This window comes from Shewanella sp. NKUCC01_JLK (assembly GCF_019345615.1).
Lineage (GTDB): Bacteria > Pseudomonadota > Gammaproteobacteria > Enterobacterales > Shewanellaceae > Shewanella > Shewanella oncorhynchi.
The window spans coordinates 410,920-428,507 of the sequence record NZ_JAHKRD010000001.1; the positions used below are offsets into that span (position 1 = coordinate 410,920).

Here is a 17,588-nt window from a genome sequence, read left to right on the forward strand (position 1 = left end):
AACAAATATGAACTGATGTTGGTCGTCGTTAATATGAACGACATAAAATGGACTGCTTAAATTGACCGCTAGTCAGCAGAGTGCCTTGCCGTCAAGGCAAAATGAGGCTGTAGTGTTAATGTCACGCGGCGGTCGAACACATCTGATTCTCTGTCTTGGTCGGCTTGCAAAGGCGATAAAGCGCCAAAGGCTTGAGTGGTCATGCGCTCGGCAGTGACGCCTTGCTTAATCAGGTAGCCACGCACCTCCAGTAGACGCTGCTCAGAAAGGGCTTGGTTGTAACTCTCATCACCACGGCGGTCTGCATAGCCCTTCAGCTCAAGATTGAGTTCTGGTGACAAATTCATCACCTCAGCCACATCATCTAATTGAGGTAAAAAATGCGATTCAACCTCAGAGGAACCGGTACGAAACTGTACGCTAAGCCCCAAGGCGAGTTCACTGAGCAATTGACGTTGCGCTGACAGCAACTCATCCAGCTCTTGCTGCGCCTTGGTATATTCGCTCGCCCGTTTTTCGGCGGCTTGCTGTTTTACACTCCACTCGGATAACTGGGACTCTTGCAAATGGATCTGTCTTTGCTGAACATGCAATGTGTCTGTATCGCTGACCGATTTGCCAATCAAGGTGCCAGTGAACGCACCAATAATGGCCCCCACTGGACCACCGACTAACGCCCCCACTAAGGCTCCACCACCGAGGCCAATGAGGGCTTCCGGTTGTTCGTCCTCGCTTGCGTATTCGTCATCCATCGCTATACCGCTAGCATAGACATCATTTTCTAGGGTGAGGTCTTGTCCTATCACTTGGTTTTGCAGTGAAACCCGCGCCGACACATTGGCTACAGGTGTGCTTAATAAACTCAAAACCAATAGATTAATTAGTGTCTTTTTCATCATCTCATTCCTTTTTGATTATTAGCTGAGCTTGGACTCGTACCTGAAGCAATCCACTCAACACCACATCAGGTCAAACGGGTACAAAACTGAATGGGGCTATTAAACACAAGTGGAATGGCATGAGCAGGGATGGAAAATGGCAATACAACTATCAATTGTGGCAACAAAATGGCAATTGCATTTGTGGCCTTTTTTCTCGGGTAAAATCCTGTATAGTCACGAAAACTTACTCCCCCAAGTCAATAGGAATACGGCTCTATGAAGCGTATAGCCATAGTGGAAGATGAAGCGGCCATTCGCGAAAATTACAAGGACGTGCTGCAACAACACGGTTACAGCGTGCAAACCTACGCCGACAGACCATCGGCCATGCTAGCCTTTAATACCCGTTTACCAGATTTAGCCATTATCGACATCGGCTTAGGTAATGAAATTGACGGCGGCTTTATGCTATGTCAGTCATTGCGCGCCATGTCGAGCACGCTGCCGATCATCTTTTTAACCGCCCGTGACAGTGACTTTGATACTGTGTGTGGTCTGCGTTTAGGCGCCGATGATTACTTGAGTAAAGAAGTGAGTTTTCCCCATTTAACCGCACGGCTAGCCGCATTGTTTCGACGTTCTGAACTTGCGGCCAGCCAAACGGCGCAGGAAAACCTGCTCGAACGTGGCCCACTGACCATTGATGCCAACCGCATGCAAGTCTATTGGAACCAGTTACCAATCGAACTTACTGTGACCGAATTTTGGATGGTGCATGCGTTAGCCAAACATCCAGGCCATGTACGCAGTCGCCATGAATTAATGCAAGAGGCTAAAATCTTTGTCGATGACAGCACGATCACCTCCCATGTGAAACGCATTCGAAAAAAGTTTATCGCTACCGCGCCAGAGTTTGATTGTATTGATACTGTCTATGGTATGGGTTATCGCTGGGACAGCTTAGCCTGATCTATGGCTTAACAAACCTTTAAGCGCGCGGCGTTGAACCAGATAACCTTGGATAAATGAACTTTTAAACCCATTAATGCTGATCCCTAACTTATGACACGTTTCCCCTTTGGTCTACGCACTAAAGTCATCGGCCTTAGCCTGTTCTTGCTCTGCCTACCTTGGCTGGGGTACCAATATGTGTGGGAAATGGAAAAGTATCTTCGCCACGGCCAAGAACGCACCTTAGAAGGCACCACTCAAGCACTGGCCACCGCGCTGCACGAGCGGCCGAAATTGTTCGATGGGCAAGCGAGTTTTTTAAAGCAAGTAGAAAAAAGCCGCGATCTATACGCCTATCCACTGGCGGGGGCGATTCTACTCGACGGCAAACTCAACGAATGGCAGGAATATCAGCACAGATTTATCCAATACGGTGAGGCGCACCAAATTATGCGTGCCGATCCGAACGCCCCCCTGACCTTAAGCTTTACCCACATGGTCGGCCAATACGATGGTTATCTGTATGCTTTTTTTCAAGTCATTGATCCAACCGTGGTACTGCGGGGTAAAAATGCTCTAAGTGTCGATAGAAATGATCATCTCTCGATTGCAACACTCGCGCCCGACAATAAATTCAAACGCTATATCGTTGCCACGACTCAACCCGGCTGGATCAGCGCCTTCGAATTACCCGCTAATCCTAAGCAAACTGTGCCTGTTACACCTGAGGTACGTATCCAAGGACAATGGGCAACGACAGATGTGGGCTACAATGTCGAGCTGCGTATTCCCTTAGACATGGTCGGCAGCAAACTCGGATTTGCCATTGCCGATGTCAACGACAGCAAATACCGTGATGTCGCTGCAGTTGTCGGCACCTCGGCCTTAGATACGGTCGACAATCTCGGCACTGTGCTGGTACCATCACCGGAAATTGAAAGTATTATCAAAGGCATGAGCCACTATAGCTCACGTATTTGGGTGGTCGATAAACACGGTCGCGTACTGGCAAAATCCGGCGACATTCGCGCTAATGACAGTGTATGGACCCGCACCTTAGAAGATGAAAAGAGCACCGCGCTGTGGGATACCTTCAAGCGTGATTATCTGCATCCGCTGTACTATAAAATTCTCACAAAACCGCCCAAAGACTTTATTGATTCCTTACAAGATTCCACCGAGCTTGACGGCAGTCATATCCAAAAAGCCCTCGCGGGTCAGCAAAGTTCGACTTGGCGGTTAACCCCAGACAACAAAGCTGTGGTACTCGCCGCTGCGAGCCCCATTTGGATTGATAACAATGTGATGGGTGCCGTCGTCGCCGAAGAAACCACCCACGGAATTAGAACCCTACGCAACCGAGCGCTAGAAAAGCTCTTTAACGTGATTTTGACCATAATGAGTATGGGCACCTTGGCGCTGTTCTTCTTCGCCTCGAGTATTTCTAACCGCATCCGTAAATTGCGCGATGAAGCCGAAAACGCCATCGATAGCCAAGGCCGTGTGCGTAATCACCTCAAACCGTCGAAGGCTCGGGATGAAATTGGCGATCTGTCCCGTAGCTTCTCTAGCATTGTGGGGCGACTGGGTCAGTACACTCACTATCTAGAAAACATGTCGTCGCGCCTGTCCCATGAGTTACGTACGCCCGTGGCTGTGGTGCGATCATCCCTTGAGCATTTAAACCTGCAAACCTTAGATAAAGACACGCAAAAATATGTCGACCGCGCCCAAGAAGGTGTCAGCCGCTTAAGTATGATTTTAAACAACATGAGCGAGGCAACACGCTTAGAGCAGAGTTTAACGCAGGCCGATATCACTAAGTTCCCACTCTCTCAAGTGGTCAGCGGTTGTATGCAAGGTTATCAAATGACCTATCCAGAACAAGGCTTTAGTGTGAAAGTGCCCGAGCAACCACTGATGATGCAAGGTGTGCCAGAATATATCGCCCAGTTAATGGACAAACTTATCGCCAACGCCATTGAGTTTTGCCATAAAGACAGTGCTATCGAAGTCACACTCACCCAAGTGGGTAAGCAAGCGACTCTGCTTATCAGCAACTTAGGACCTGAACTGCCCATTGATATGTCGGAGCAGATTTTCGATTCCATGGTGTCGGTGCGGATTAATCAAGCCCAAGATAAACCCCACCTAGGCTTAGGTCTGTATATCGCGCGATTGGTCGCCGAGTTCCACCAAGGACAAATCCTTGCCCGTAATCGCAGCGAACATAATGGTGTGGATATCCTTGTTACCTTACCTTTAAATTAAGAACATGCGGCCTTTAAGTTAAGCGTGTTACAGCTTTTAAGCCCTGCGTCATAATCTCAACAGCTAAAATACAGGAGGCCAATAACATGAGCCAAACTCATCACGTGCCTCCTGTCATTTATGCGGGCAGATGCTAAGATGACCGCCATAACAATCGATAAGAAACGCCAATTATTCTCCCAAATTGTTCAACCTCTTCGTTCAACCTAAATGCCAAGGTAATGATCCAATGACAGATAAACATCATCAAGCCACCCAAATCGTCAGCTTAGGTCGAGACAAAAAATGGACCAAAGGCGTGATCAATCCGCCCGTTTTTCGTGCTTCGACTATCGTCTTCGAAACCATGGATGAAATGCGCCACGCCGCGAAAAATAAAACCAATGGCGAGATGTTTTATGGCCGCCGTGGCACTCCAACCCATTTTGCCTTTCAGGCCGCGATTGCCGAACTAGAAGGTGGCGTCGGTACGGCGCTGTATCCTTCTGGCGCTGCGGCGATCAGTGCGGCGCTACTGTCATTTTTAAAAACGGGCGATCACCTGTTAATGGTTGATAGCGTGTATGAGCCAACGCGGGATCTGTGTACCCATATTCTCGGCGGTTTTGGTATCGAAACCACCTATTACGATCCGCTGATTGGCGCAGGCATTCGCGACCTCATTCGACCCAATACTAAGGTTCTGTTTTTAGAGTCTCCGGGCTCCATCACCATGGAAGTGCAAGATGTACCGACCTTGTGCCGCATCGCCCACGAACATGGGTTGATCACTATGCTGGACAACACTTGGGCCTCGCCCATCAATAGCAAACCCTTTGAAATGGGTGTAGATATCTCAATTCAAGCGGCGACCAAATATATCGTCGGTCACTCGGATGTGATGATAGGCACGGCCACGGCCAACGAAAAATACTGGCCACAATTACGTGAACACAGCTATTTGATGGGACAAACCACATCGCCAGACGATGTGTACCTTGCTGCCCGCGGCCTACGTACCTTAGGCGTGCGTATGGCGCAACATGAAAAAAATGCCCTGCAAGTGGCCAACTGGTTGAAAAACCGGCCAGAAGTCGATCATCTACGTCATCCCGCGTTTGATACATGCCCTGGGCACGAATTCTTTAAACGCGACTTTAGTGCCTCCAACGGCTTGTTCTCCTTTATCTTAAAACAGGGCGATGGCGATGCCGTCACCGCACTGGTTGAAAATATGAGTCACTTTAAGATGGGCTTTTCTTGGGGCGGCTACGAGAGTTTAATCCTCGGCATTTTTGGCATTGAAAAAATCCGCTCGGCGACTCAATGGGATGCGAGCAAACCTTTGATCCGTTTACATATTGGTTTAGAAGATCCCGCTGATTTAATCGCCGATCTCAGTGCTGGGTTTGAACGCTTTAACGCAGTATTGGCGGCCAAAGCTAAGTAACGATATTTAATGTACTAAGTGCTAGCAGAATATAAAAAAGGGGCGGAATAAATATTCCGCCCCTTCTCTTATCGATACTGACACAAATACGAATTTTTATTGCAATATCATTATGCTTATAGCAAATAAACCGCTAAACCATAAACTCTACAGCGATTAATGCGCTTTCGTTCCAATACTTAATGCAGGATCGACCCAAGCCGCAGAGCCATAAAGCGGCACTGTTGAGAGCGCATGTTTATGGCTGCCATTGGTCTCTTTCGTCGAATAGGACAAATACAACAGAGTCTGATTTTGCGCATCGTAAATTCTACGCACTTTTAATGACTTAAATAAAATACTCAGGGATTCAGTGAAAATCACTTCGCCGTGTTTCCCCATGTCTATCTTCGCCAGATCGGCCGCAGTAATTGGCCCAGTTTGACGGCAACTGATCCCCATATCAGACGGATCGGCAAAGTCTAAATTGGCTTCGATACGACTAATATGGCAAGTCACCCCAGGTATTTTAGGATCGTTTTTAGCATCAATAATCACATCTTTAGTGGTAAAAAGCCCTAAGCTCACCTTACCCACATCGTCACCACAACCCGCAAGCAATAGACCTACAGAGGCCGCAAACGCACACTTCAACAGAGTTTTCATTCATACATCCTTTTACATTAGTGCTGATATGCTAGCGCTTATATATTAATGCGTAGCGAATAGCTTTTGTGCCCAGCGGGTTAATCCTGCTGTCACAGAGCCAAAGTGATCGCCGACCACGACCGGAATATCGGGATAAATACCAGCGATTTTCGCATAAATTGCTGGGCTTCGTGCCGTACCACCCGTCACGTAAATCACATCGGGTTTACACTCTGCTTCCGCGGATAAATCCTCTGTTGCTGAGCGGTTTACCGCGACATTTGTTGCAGCCAAAGTTTTTGCAGCTTGCGTGAGCGCTTGGTGCATCAGGGCTTCCACTTTCGTCAGCGACGGCTCAATGGCATTTTCAAACAAGTCACGACTCACACCTGCGTGCAGCGCCGCTTCGATAAAATCCAGATTAACATCAGTATTATCGGTATCTGACAGTGCAATTTTCGCACGCTCGGCTTGGCGAACCAGTTGATAGCTTAACTGCTGCTGTTGCACCTTTAACAATCGCTTCAGTAACTGTGGCTGCTCGGCTTCTTTAACCAATTCATCAATCAATTTACGGCTACTTAAGGTACTGAATTCTCGCTGGGCGCTAATATCATTCACTGCGACCGCATTCCAAAATGTTTTACTGGGCATAGGTTTGCCATTAATCATCAAGGAACCTAAACCAAAGTGCGGCATAAAGGCATTCATTGCAAGGGCGATATCGAGATCGTTACCGCCGATCCGCTGGCCGCTGTGACCGAGGAAATCTTCACTGCGATCCGCTTTTTGTTTATGGGCGGGTCCCATTTTTACCACAGAGCAGTCCGTTGTACCGCCGCCTACGTCGACGACCAATACCGTTTTGTTGTCGGTCAAGGTCGCTTCATAATCCATCCCCGCCGCTAACGGCTCGAACAGAAAATCAACGTCGATGAAACCCGCGCGTTTTGCCGCTAAGGTCAAAATGGCTTCAGCCTGACGGTTACTCTCTTCTCCGCCTATGCCTTGAAAATTCACCGGACGACCAATAATCGCATGGGTGATCATCGCAGTGCTACCCTGATTAACAAGGTCCTTTTCAACTAACACAGATTCGGCGCGCACTTTAATGTGCTGCATCATCAAGGTAACAATATCTTCAAACAGGGCCACTTGTTCGGGTCTAAGCCCTGTCGCGCCTAAAAAGGATTTTGGCGAACGGACATAGAATCCCTCCTCCGGCATCTCTAAATACGCGCTCACCGCCTGCTCGCCAACAAATACAGCCTGAACATCGGCATCGAGATCTAACTCATGGCGCACCATACGGGCGCGACTCAATTGCGCGGCGCGCTTTTTGGCGTAATCGGCTTTTAATTCAGTGGGAAGGCCACGATAAACCGCCTCGGCGATCAGTTCCCTGTCCATCGCGTATAAGGTCGAAGGCAAATAAGCTGATTGCTCTGATAATGCCAATAACTGCACACCATCTTCCAGCATGATCCCTACGGCGCAGTTAGCACTACCATAATCAAATCCAACAAACATACCTTTTACTCCCGCGATAAAAAAGCCGAGCAAGATAACATAGTTTGCGATAATGCCCAAGGAGTTAACACTGACGGATTTATTCTCCAGTAAGCCACGCTTGCACAGTTTCTCAAGACTTAAATCGCAGTGACGCGAACAGAGTTTAAGCTCAATCCAAGATGATCATCATAAGGTCATATTTCTGTCACACTCGTCATCAAGTTGACATATTTCCCTCGTATCTTTATCCCAGATAAATCCCAGACTGATTTTGGCGTGTACGCAATATTTATCATTGAAATTCCTTCACTTGTCGGCAGTAAATCTGATTGCACAACGGCGGATGAATGCTATTGTATATTGCGCCATGACGCTTGCTTAAAGGAGCTGTGCAGTGTCCCCGAATACCGATAAACTTTCGATTGATAAAGAACTCTCTTGGTTGTCTTTTAATGAGCGGGTATTGCAAGAAGCCTGCGATCACAATGTTCCCTTAGTGGAGCGAGTCCGCTTTTTAGGGATATTTTCCAATAACATGGATGAGTTTTTTAGGGTGCGAGTGGCTGCGGTCAGACGCTCCATTTTGCTGTCATCCCTGCAGGAAGGTCGCAGTAATAGCCGCCATTTAATGGCCAAGATCCAATCGAAAGTGATGGCATTGCAAGAAAGGTTCGATGGCATATACACGGATTTAATGCGCGAACTTGTACGTCGTAATATTTTGTTAATCAATGAGAAACAATTAAGCGAGTTCCACAGCGACTGGCTGAAAAAGCATTTTAGAGACCATTTCAAACGCCATATCGCGCCGCTTATGGTCAATAATAATCGCGATCTGATCAAGCAAATCAACGACGACGCCACCTATTTGTGTGTGTGTTTGTTCACTAAAGCGCGTCGCCAATACGCCTTAGTCGAAGTGCCTACTAAAAATGTACCGCGATTTATCGAACTCCCAGCTGAAAAGAGTAAAGCGAAAAAATATCTGATTTTATTAGATAATATTATTCGCCACTGCGTAGATGAACTCTTTGGTCCCTTCTTCGAGTACGATGCTATCGAAGTGTATTCGATGAAGTTAACCCGCGATGCTGATTTTGATATCACTGACGAGCTTGAACAAACCCAACTTGAGAAAATGACCAAGGGATTGAAAAAACGTCTTACTGCAGAGCCTGTGCGCTTAGTGTATGACAAAGAAATGCCTGAACACATGTTGGTGATGCTCAAAGAAAACCTGAACATCAGCTCGACCGAATGTTTGATCCCAGGCGGGCGTTACCACAGCTTTAAAGACTTTATCGCCTTCCCCAACCCGAGCCGCGACTACCTCGAAAACGAAAAACTACCGGCGCTCAATAGTGCAGGTTTTGGCCGCAGTGCCAACAGTTTCGATGCGATTCGGATGGGCGATATCATGCTCAATTATCCGTACCATAAGTTTTCCCACTTTACCGAAATGGTGCGCCAAGCGGCCTACGATCCGGCGGTGCGCTTTATTCGAATTAATTTATATCGAGTGGCGAAAAAATCCCATGTAATGCAATCGCTTATCGATGCAGTGAAAAACGGCAAACAAGTCACCGCCGTCATTGAACTCAGGGCCAGATTCGATGAGCAATCCAACATCGAATGGACCCGCATCTTGGCCGAAGCGGGCGTCAAAGTTCACCACGGTATCACCAGCTTAAAAGTACATTCCAAGTTGTGCTTGATTGGCCGCGAAGAACAAGGGGAAATCAAACTCTATTGTCACGTCGGCTCAGGCAACTTTAACGAAGGCACGGCGCGGGTCTACACTGACTTGTCACTGTTCACCGCCAATCAAGAAATTGCCCGAGAAGTAGAGCAAGTATTTGACTTGATTGAACATCCGTATCGCCGCGATAATTTCCAGCATTTAATTGTGTCGCCCTACGATGCCAGACAAAAACTGAGTCACTTAATTGATAATGAAATCGTTAATGCCCAGAGCCATATGAAGGCGGCGATTACCTTAAAACTAAATAACTTACTCGATGAATCCTTAGTACAAAAGCTCTATGAAGCCTCGGCGGCAGGGGTCAAAATCAAGTTACTTATTCGCGGCATGTGTTCGCTTATCCCGCAAATTCCGGGGATCAGCGACAACATCGAAGTCTATAGTATCGTCGACCGATTCCTCGAACACTCGCGGGTGATGCTGTTCCACGCGGGTGGAGAGAACAAACTCTTCATCTGCTCCGCCGACTGGATGAGCCGCAACATAGATAATCGCGTTGAAGTGAGTGTGCCGATTTATGATCTGCGCCTAAAACAGATGATAATGGATATTTTATCCTTACAGTTCAATGACAACACTAAAGCACGTGTCATTAACAAGGAACAAAGTAATCCTTATCGGAATCGCGGTAACAAACGAAAAGTGCGTTCTCAAATTGCCATTTATCAATATCTGATTAATTATGAGAAGCGCCAACTGCAAGAATTTAATGCCTTACGTATGTCCACCCATGAGGGTGACGCTGAGCGAGAAGTGAAAACTCAGCCTGACATAACACCTGAGTTACGGGCCAAAGCCAGCTAATCGCTGGCTTTATATCGCTTTGATTGCCTAAGGATAATCCGATTGGTAACCACATATTCGCACACACAGTCACACGCTACGCCCAGCAATGTACTCGCAAACTCTAAATCGCGCCACTTTGTCGCCATCGATATGGGGTCGAACAGTTTTCATCTGGTCATCGCACGCGAGCAAGATGGTAGTTTGCAGATTTTACATAAAGAAAAACAACAGGTTCAGCTCGCCACTGGACTCAATGCGCAAAATATTCTCGACAATGACGCCATAGAACGTGGGCTCAATTGCCTACGGGATTTTAACCAACGATTTTCCAATCTCGACCAAGCGCAAGTGCGATTAGTCGCCACCCACACTCTGAGAATCGCCAAAAACCGCGATCAGTTTATCGAGGCGGCGCTCGCCATCATGCCCTATCCGGTGGAGGTCATTTCGGGCCATGAAGAAGCGCGTTTGATTTATAACGGTATTGCCCAAAGCCAAGTGCTAGGAAAAAGTAATTTAGTCATCGACATCGGTGGCGGTTCTACCGAAGTGGTGATCGGCCAGAAAAATACCCCAACTCAGTTATCTAGCCTGCGCTGCGGTTGTGTGAGTTTTAATGAGCGTTTCTTTATTGATGGGCTCATCACCCCAGCCTCATTTCGCGATGCCCAAAGTGCGGCCGATAAGCAGTTCGCGTCGCTCTCAAAGGAATATTTCGCGGGCGGCTGGGAACTCACCTTGGGTAGTTCAGGCACAGTGAAAGCCATCTGCGAAGCGATTCAAGAAGAACACGGCGATGAAACTATCACGCTGCCACGACTCAAACAGCTCAAAATCAAGTTGATCAAATGTGGCCATATTAGCCAAATCCAATTTGCCAACGTCGATGATAAACGCATTCCCTTAGTGCCCGCCGGACTTGCCATTTTGATCAGCTTTTTTAGGCGCTTACCTATTCAAAAACTTGAGTTTAGCCCAGGCGCACTGCGTGAAGGCGTACTCTATGAACTGGCAAAGATTGGTCAGTATCAGGATATTCGCCACCGCACCGTCGACAGTATTGCCCAGCTTTATCATATCGATATGGCCCACGCGGCTAAGGTACGCGACACTGCTATGGCCTTGTTTGAACAGGTCGCCGATGAATGGCAATTAAGGCCCCATGCGCGCTTGCTCGCCTATAGCGCGACTTTACATGAAATAGGATTACACATTAATTCAAAATCCCTGCACAAACACGGCGGTTACATTATCAGTAACAGTGACTTACCTGGGTTTAGCGAAGCATTACAGCTGGATTTAGCGCGGCTTATCACCAATCACAGAAAAAAGCCTAACGAATTAATGCTCGCTGAGCTCGATCCCAACCATAAGCTCACGCTCAATCGCCTGCTCTGCTTGCTTAGGCTCGCTGTCTTGCTCAATCTTGGCCGTATCGCTAAGACGCTGACCTTAGATCATATTAAAGTGATCCCCGATGGACTCATGCTAGTACTACCAAGCCATAAGCGGAAAATCAGCTTGTTTATGAAAGATTTACAGCGAGAACAAAAACAAATGCTCACACTTGGAATGAACCTGCGTTTAGTGTCTAGTCTGACTTAGCTGTTACGGCGTTAGCTCAGCCTAACGTGGCCGAGGCGAGTGTGGGTTAGCTCTGTGTGAGTGTATTTAGCGAAGGATTCGGCACTGTTCGGCGCTAAAATATTGCCCTTAATCGAGGGCCATTATCTCGCCTAAAACAAGGTTAAGTTAGCTGTCAATCTGGCTAGGTAACCGGATTTCAACAGCATAGCGGTAGACTTAATCTATGCGCCACAACAGATTAAAGTTTAAAGGATTTTTAACCCTTCACTAAAGCACAAATTCCTGCTCGCGCGTTTGCCGCTGAGTGGGAATTTCTGCTATCATCCACGGCTGACTAATCATAATTCCACGAATTTAAAGATAATCAGAGTCAAACCCTTTTTATCTCGCGATATCAGCCCCATCGCCTGCAGGTACAAGTATGATTAACCACTTTAGTGTGCTTGGTATAAAACCCAGTGCCAAAGAAGACGACATTAAAAAAGCCTATCGACGGCTGTCAAACAAATATCATCCCGACAAGTTGTTAGGCGCCTCGGAAGAGGAAAAGCAGCAAGCCGCCGTACAACTTGAACGCGTTAAAAATGCTTATGATGTGTTGTCCGATCCTAAGCGACGAAATGCGTTTATCAAAGATTTCAATAACGTCATAGTGACCGATCCCGCTAGTGCCATGCGCGAGCTGTGGGATCAATTTTATCCTTGAGCGTTTTCTAGAGTAGTGTCAAATGGTCAAAAAACTGAATATCTCACGCATTAATGAGCTAAAAAATAATGCCTACGACAATATCGAGTCCTACGACGATCCCGATACACCTAAAGCGCTAGAGCAATTTACTAGCCAAATCAAAAAGGTGTTAGAAGCCGATCCTAAGATGCTCGATACTGTGCCTGAGTACCTGCCTGTCGCGCTTTACGGTCGAATTAAGTTTCCCGCCGAAGCCAAACTCAAGTGGGCACATTGGATAAACACGGCAACTCAACCCGAGTGGGATGAGTTTAAAGTCACGATTGGCTTTAACAATGCTGATTTACCTTTAGTGTTAGCCGTGCGTGGTTACTCGGAAACCTTACTGATTGAAAGCTGCGCCGTGCTGTATTTACTTGAAACTCAAGGTAAAACAACGCCAGCAGCAAAACATCACGACGATGATGATGATGACAACGATTATGTTGGCACCTCAGATAACGACGATGATGATGAAGGCGAAGAGGAAGATGGCTACTACGATCACTACGATGATGAGGACCGCTAATGAACACTAGTCTCATTGAGATTACCGTCGCCGAAATTAAAGAGTTGGCGGACGTAGAGCCAAAACAAGCGAGCAAACGCTTTGAAATCATTGCAAATACCATGAGCGACGAGCAATTAGTTGAAGTCATCGAACACATGGATATCGTCACGCTGACCCAAATCAACAGTCACCATGATATCTCTTGTCCTTCGATCATGTCTGAACTCATGACCCCGGAACAAATTCGCGACATCGTCTGTCAGCAACCTTTGTACTGGGAAGAAAAAATCAAAAACAATGCCGAAGAACTTATTCAGCATACCTTTGATTTTTTGACCTATTTAATTCGCATTCAAGATAGCGAAGAAAAGCAAACTGCGATTCTAGAATGTATCGCCGAAGATCCTGCGGGCCTCTTCTACCTGTCGATCCCTTTCATCGAAATGATGTTAGGCGAAAAGCATGAAGATGAAGACGGCTACACAGATCTCTATGATGACGAAGAAGACACTGAAACCATCGGCTACGACAGCCGCGTCGCTAGTGAAGATGCACACAGCCTCAGCATAGACGACCCACGCAGCCTAATGGCCTTGATCCACGAGCTCGCGCCCGATGTTGAAAAAGCCATTAAGAGTCTGCTGCGAAACGAAAGCTCAGGTTGGGAAATGATCATCAGCAAGTTTGTCAACGAGCTGGTTATTCAAGCCAAAGAGAAAAACCAAGTGACGGATGAATACGCTGAAGTCGATGATATGTTTAGCTTTTTGGATTAAGGAATTATTTGATGCAACTGGTACTGCGTGATGTAGATCAAGGACCCTACCTGAGCAAGGTATTGATCCAAGGCCAAGCAGACGAAACGCTGAGCGGTGAACAGCTGTCACAAATCAAATCCAAAGCCATTTTGATGAGCCTCAAACTGGCCGATAAGTTTTACAACAAGTACAAAATGCACCTGCTCGAACAAGCAGCGCACGATGTCATTGGTGTGGTGAGTCTTGGTTTGATGGAGTTATCAAACCAGAATCCGCAGCAGGCAATACGCCTGTTGATCACCGCCGATGGCGTAGTCAAATGCTTTCAAAAAGGCTGGAGCATGCTCAGCACCGTCAGCAAGCACAAACTCGTCAACGGCAAGTCACTGTACGGCGATGTCGACAAGTTCTTGCTTGAACAAGTGTCTAGCCCACCAGATGCGGAAGAATGGTTAGGCTATGAAGCCTATCAAGATGCCCTGCTTGAGCATCAACGCCAACAGTCAATTGCGGCCCTATTGGCGCAGTTTTACGCGCAATCGAGCTATGATCCGCTAGATTTTCTCAATCTAGAGAGTGTATTAGCCGAAGCGGTACTGTATCGATTGTTGTTTGATGGCGCCAAAGTCAGGCAGGATTTGAAAAAGCGTATCGGTAAAATCACTTTAAAAGAGGAATGGTTTACCCGTGAGCATATCGAATTGGAAACCCAGAAAGCGTTAGCAGAATTACCCGCAGAACTCGCTGAAACCATCAGTAAAGATCTCGGTAAAAACTTTGCCCCCGCCCTGCTGCGTACCCTGCACTTTGCTAAAAGCTACCGCGAACTCTTACTTAGCGACGCTTCACCCGAGCGCTTAGAAAGATTCGAACACAAGGAAGGTCTCGTCGGCCTCCTCGGCTGGCCACTCTACATAGTACTTTGATCGGTCCTTTAATCAGTACTGTGCTCAGTAGGTTAACGAGTGCTTGAGTCGCTTTAAAATGAGTGCTTTATTGAAAAATAAAGCACTTTTTTAATGTCTTTTGTCTCTATGCTCAATCCCAACAATCAGTATTGACGTCTCAGTTTTGAGTGGTTTTAGCTTGAAAATAAGTAACTTACAGAGATAAAACTCTTCAGTTAGATAAATTCTGGAGATTCATCCCTCCTCAGATAACCCCAAATCCGAAACATACCATTTTCTATTGAATAAGGAATTGAATATTGGGTTAATTGTGCGCTTACAACATCAGAAAAGTCCGTCACTCGATCCGCCACTAATCTGCCTAGCCATTCTCTTTTGAATGGATCAACTTCTAACCACTCAATGGTTTCTGCTATTTCAAGTAACTCGTGCCACCACACAGCAGTAAAACCTGCATTAGGGTTTTCATCATAAATCAATTTGTATCGCACATAGGGAATAAAGTCTTCAGATCCATTTAATGCCTTTTCAAGCTCGTACCACTTTGTTTTATTCATTACAGACGAAAGCTGATGCTCGTTTACATACTTTAAAACTTCAGAATTCATTTTTTAGTGTCTCAAGCGACTAAGTGAAAAACTAAATGATATAGCTTTAATAGATATATTTTACCAATAAAAACTAATTAAAATGACAGATAAAATGATGGGTAATAAATTAGGCCAGCCATTTTTAACCGTGGAGGCTTATTGGTTTGACCTACTCATACTGGCTTGCCATCGTATTTGCTCGTCGACAGGGTGAATAGAAGCCTAGGGATTCTAAGTTTATGAACGAGGGCCATGGAGAGCGAACGGTCGTATCGCAAATCACCACGGCTCACCTTTCGAGCATTCGCGTAACCTGTAGGTTTAAAAGGCATACGTAACATACTTTTGGACAAAACCTTGTTAGATAATTCACTCTGCTTAGTCAGATTCGGATTAGCTATTCTATTAGTAACGTCTCTGTTGACTGTAAATTAATCAACTCTCGATATTACTAGTCGGAATAGGCATAGCAGGGACATGAGATTTGATTAATCTCAAGGGAAAAAAGCGCCCCAGAATAGCTGCAAACGGGGCATTGGGGATAGCGTGAATCAGTCTGATGTAGAGTGATTCACGGGCACGATTTTTAGTTAAACAACCATGAGGAAATCTATGGCTAATGCTCGACTCACCGAGCAGATTTAGTTGGTCGCTCTTTAGACGTGTTTTTTGCACTAAAGCTGACAACTACTATGCTTTTGAATTTATCAATCAACAAATATAGATTCTTCTGAAGAATCAACATCAGGTAACATTTGAGCAAGGACTTTATCTACCCTTTTACCGTCCATATCCATAATTTCGAGTCGCCAACCTGCAACTTCAACAATATCTGTGGTTTGAGGTATTTTCCCTAATTCATACATTAAAAATCCATTTAGCGTTTGATAACGCCCATCCTCTTCATTTGGCAATTGCTTTATACCTAAAGCGTCTTTTAGGTCAAAAATAGGGATTAGACCATCCAGTAATAATGAGCCATCTTCCCTTTTTATCACCATCTGATCATTCACATCTTCCTGAAAAAACTCACCAGTCAGTGCATCCATCATATCTTGAAGCGTTACCAGCCCTTTCAAATCACCATATTCATCAACAACAAACACCATCTGCGAGCCTGTAGTACGAAAATGCTCAAGTAGCTCCATTCCAGATAAGCTGTTGGGTACAAAGTTACAATTCTTAACGAGATCCACCAGTTCTAAACGTTCACCCGCGATAGACTGTGAAAGGAGTTGTTTAGCTGAAATAATACCCACCATATCATCAACATTGTTACGACAAACAGGAAATCGTGAGTGAGGAGACTGCATAACAGTTCGCAGATTTGCATCAAGAGGCAGGTTTAAGTCGAGAAATACAATATCAGACCGTGGCACCATCAAAGAAGAAATAGTACGTTCATCTAATCGAAAAACGTTTTTAACCATCGCATGTTCATTGTGCTCAATCACCCCTGCAGATGAGCCTTCCTGCAACATTGCCTGAATATCTTCCTGAGTCACATTGTCGTCAAGTCTATGCGAAAATCCCATTAGACGCATAAGAGCATGAGTTGAACCGGATAACATCCATACAAATGGTTTGGTTGCTATTGCTAGAAATACCATTTGTTTAGCCATTAGACAGGCAATACTTTCCGCACTGACTTGACCAATTCGCTTGGGAACTAACTCACCAATGACAATTGACACATAAGTGACAATGATAACCACTAGAACGGTTGAAAAGATGTTGGTTAAATCTGGACTTAGACCAAAAGTCTGAAGCCAAAGTGACAAAGGTTCGGCGAGGATGGATTCACCAAATATTCCGTTTAAGATCCCTATTGATGTTATGCCTATCTGCACAGTTGACAAGAATTGCGTTGGATCTTCTGCCAGTTTGAGTGCTGCTTTAGCAGTGCTGCTACCGCCATGAGCAAGGGCAGTTAGCCGTGACTTGCGAGCAGTCACAATGGCGATTTCCGACATAGCAAATAAGCCATTTAACACAATCAAACCAATAAGAATAAAAATTTCCATAGTCGTGGCTCTGGGTTCCGCTTTAAGTTGAACAAGAAAAAATGAATAGACAATTGATACTGAAACTCAATGAGCTCAGCTAAATATCGAAAGATAGCTTAGATACAACTCATGAAATAATCTTCTTAAAAAACAAAAGAATATAACGAAAGGACCTTTCCCAGAACGGGCTTGGGGTATGATTTGAAATTCTCAGAACAAACCATCTACTACCTGCTATCAACTTTTTGATTAGCCGTGTATTTGATTGTGTAGAAAGTTGTC

14 protein-coding genes are annotated in these 17,588 nt (G+C 45.8%); 9 read left to right on the plus strand and 5 right to left on the minus strand.

The window, feature by feature from the left end:
- Positions 1 to 68: 68 nt before the first annotated feature.
- On the minus strand, positions 69 to 899 hold the full coding sequence (gene pdsO / locus KO537_RS01840) for a sortase-associated OmpA-like protein PdsO (RefSeq protein WP_219233730.1): 831 nt from the start codon (positions 897 to 899) through the stop codon (positions 69 to 71).
- A gap of 258 nt (positions 900 to 1,157) precedes the next feature.
- Between pdsO and pdsR the strand changes: the two genes are divergently transcribed.
- The 3 genes from pdsR (at position 1,158) to KO537_RS01855 (ending at position 5,532) form a co-directional block, all read left to right on the plus strand.
- Positions 1,158 to 1,850 (plus strand): proteobacterial dedicated sortase system response regulator, encoded by a 693-nt coding sequence (pdsR, locus tag KO537_RS01845; RefSeq protein WP_006081337.1) that lies wholly within the window; start codon positions 1,158 to 1,160, stop codon positions 1,848 to 1,850.
- A 93-nt stretch (positions 1,851 to 1,943) separates the two neighbouring features.
- Positions 1,944 to 4,103, plus strand: a complete 2,160-nt coding sequence (pdsS, locus tag KO537_RS01850) for a proteobacterial dedicated sortase system histidine kinase (RefSeq protein ID WP_028760269.1) — start codon at positions 1,944 to 1,946, stop codon at positions 4,101 to 4,103.
- 229 nt (positions 4,104 to 4,332) lie between these two features.
- On the plus strand, positions 4,333 to 5,532 hold the full coding sequence (locus KO537_RS01855) for a cystathionine beta-lyase (protein ID WP_219233731.1): 1,200 nt from the start codon (positions 4,333 to 4,335) through the stop codon (positions 5,530 to 5,532).
- 156 nt (positions 5,533 to 5,688) lie between these two features.
- Here KO537_RS01855 and KO537_RS01860 read toward each other — a convergent pair whose 3' ends face one another.
- Both KO537_RS01860 and yegD read right to left on the minus strand, forming a co-directional pair.
- Positions 5,689 to 6,177, minus strand: coding sequence for a CreA family protein (locus KO537_RS01860; protein WP_113941505.1), 489 nt, complete (start codon positions 6,175 to 6,177; stop codon positions 5,689 to 5,691).
- A gap of 45 nt (positions 6,178 to 6,222) precedes the next feature.
- Positions 6,223 to 7,689: a molecular chaperone gene (yegD, locus tag KO537_RS01865; RefSeq protein ID WP_173245322.1), complete on the minus strand. Its 1,467-nt coding sequence runs from the start codon at positions 7,687 to 7,689 to the stop codon at positions 6,223 to 6,225.
- A 376-nt stretch (positions 7,690 to 8,065) separates the two neighbouring features.
- Here yegD and ppk1 point away from each other — a divergent pair, with 376 nt between their 5' ends.
- The 6 genes from ppk1 to KO537_RS01895 all read left to right on the plus strand — a co-directional run bounded on the left by ppk1 (position 8,066) and on the right by KO537_RS01895 (position 14,728).
- Entirely contained in the window at positions 8,066 to 10,237 is a 2,172-nt protein-coding gene (ppk1, locus tag KO537_RS01870) for a polyphosphate kinase 1 (protein ID WP_028760273.1), read from the plus strand.
- Positions 10,238 to 10,279: 42 nt separating this feature from the next.
- Positions 10,280 to 11,824 carry an exopolyphosphatase gene (ppx, locus tag KO537_RS01875; protein ID WP_028760274.1) on the plus strand — a complete coding sequence of 515 codons (1,545 nt, stop codon included), beginning with the start codon at positions 10,280 to 10,282 and terminating at the stop codon, positions 11,822 to 11,824.
- A 403-nt stretch (positions 11,825 to 12,227) separates the two neighbouring features.
- Positions 12,228 to 12,512 (plus strand): J domain-containing protein, encoded by a 285-nt coding sequence (locus KO537_RS01880; RefSeq protein WP_006081330.1) that lies wholly within the window; start codon positions 12,228 to 12,230, stop codon positions 12,510 to 12,512.
- Positions 12,513 to 12,534: 22 nt separating this feature from the next.
- Positions 12,535 to 13,062, plus strand: a complete 528-nt coding sequence (locus tag KO537_RS01885; protein WP_219233732.1) for a hypothetical protein — start codon at positions 12,535 to 12,537, stop codon at positions 13,060 to 13,062.
- Positions 13,062 to 13,820 (plus strand): hypothetical protein, encoded by a 759-nt coding sequence (locus tag KO537_RS01890; RefSeq protein ID WP_006086363.1) that lies wholly within the window; start codon positions 13,062 to 13,064, stop codon positions 13,818 to 13,820. The genes KO537_RS01885 and KO537_RS01890 overlap by 1 nt, the downstream gene beginning before the upstream one ends.
- Before the next feature lie 11 nt (positions 13,821 to 13,831).
- On the plus strand, positions 13,832 to 14,728 hold the full coding sequence (locus tag KO537_RS01895; RefSeq protein WP_106650299.1) for a hypothetical protein: 897 nt from the start codon (positions 13,832 to 13,834) through the stop codon (positions 14,726 to 14,728).
- Between the two features lie 197 nt (positions 14,729 to 14,925).
- Here KO537_RS01895 and KO537_RS01900 read toward each other — a convergent pair whose 3' ends face one another.
- Positions 14,926 to 15,318: a DUF6678 family protein gene (locus tag KO537_RS01900; RefSeq protein ID WP_219233733.1), complete on the minus strand. Its 393-nt coding sequence runs from the start codon at positions 15,316 to 15,318 to the stop codon at positions 14,926 to 14,928.
- A 689-nt stretch (positions 15,319 to 16,007) separates the two neighbouring features.
- The gene (locus tag KO537_RS01905; RefSeq protein ID WP_219233734.1) at positions 16,008 to 17,324 is read right to left on the minus strand and encodes a hemolysin family protein; all 1,317 of its coding nucleotides are present in this window, start codon (positions 17,322 to 17,324) and stop codon (positions 16,008 to 16,010) included.
- Positions 17,325 to 17,588 lie beyond the last annotated feature (264 nt).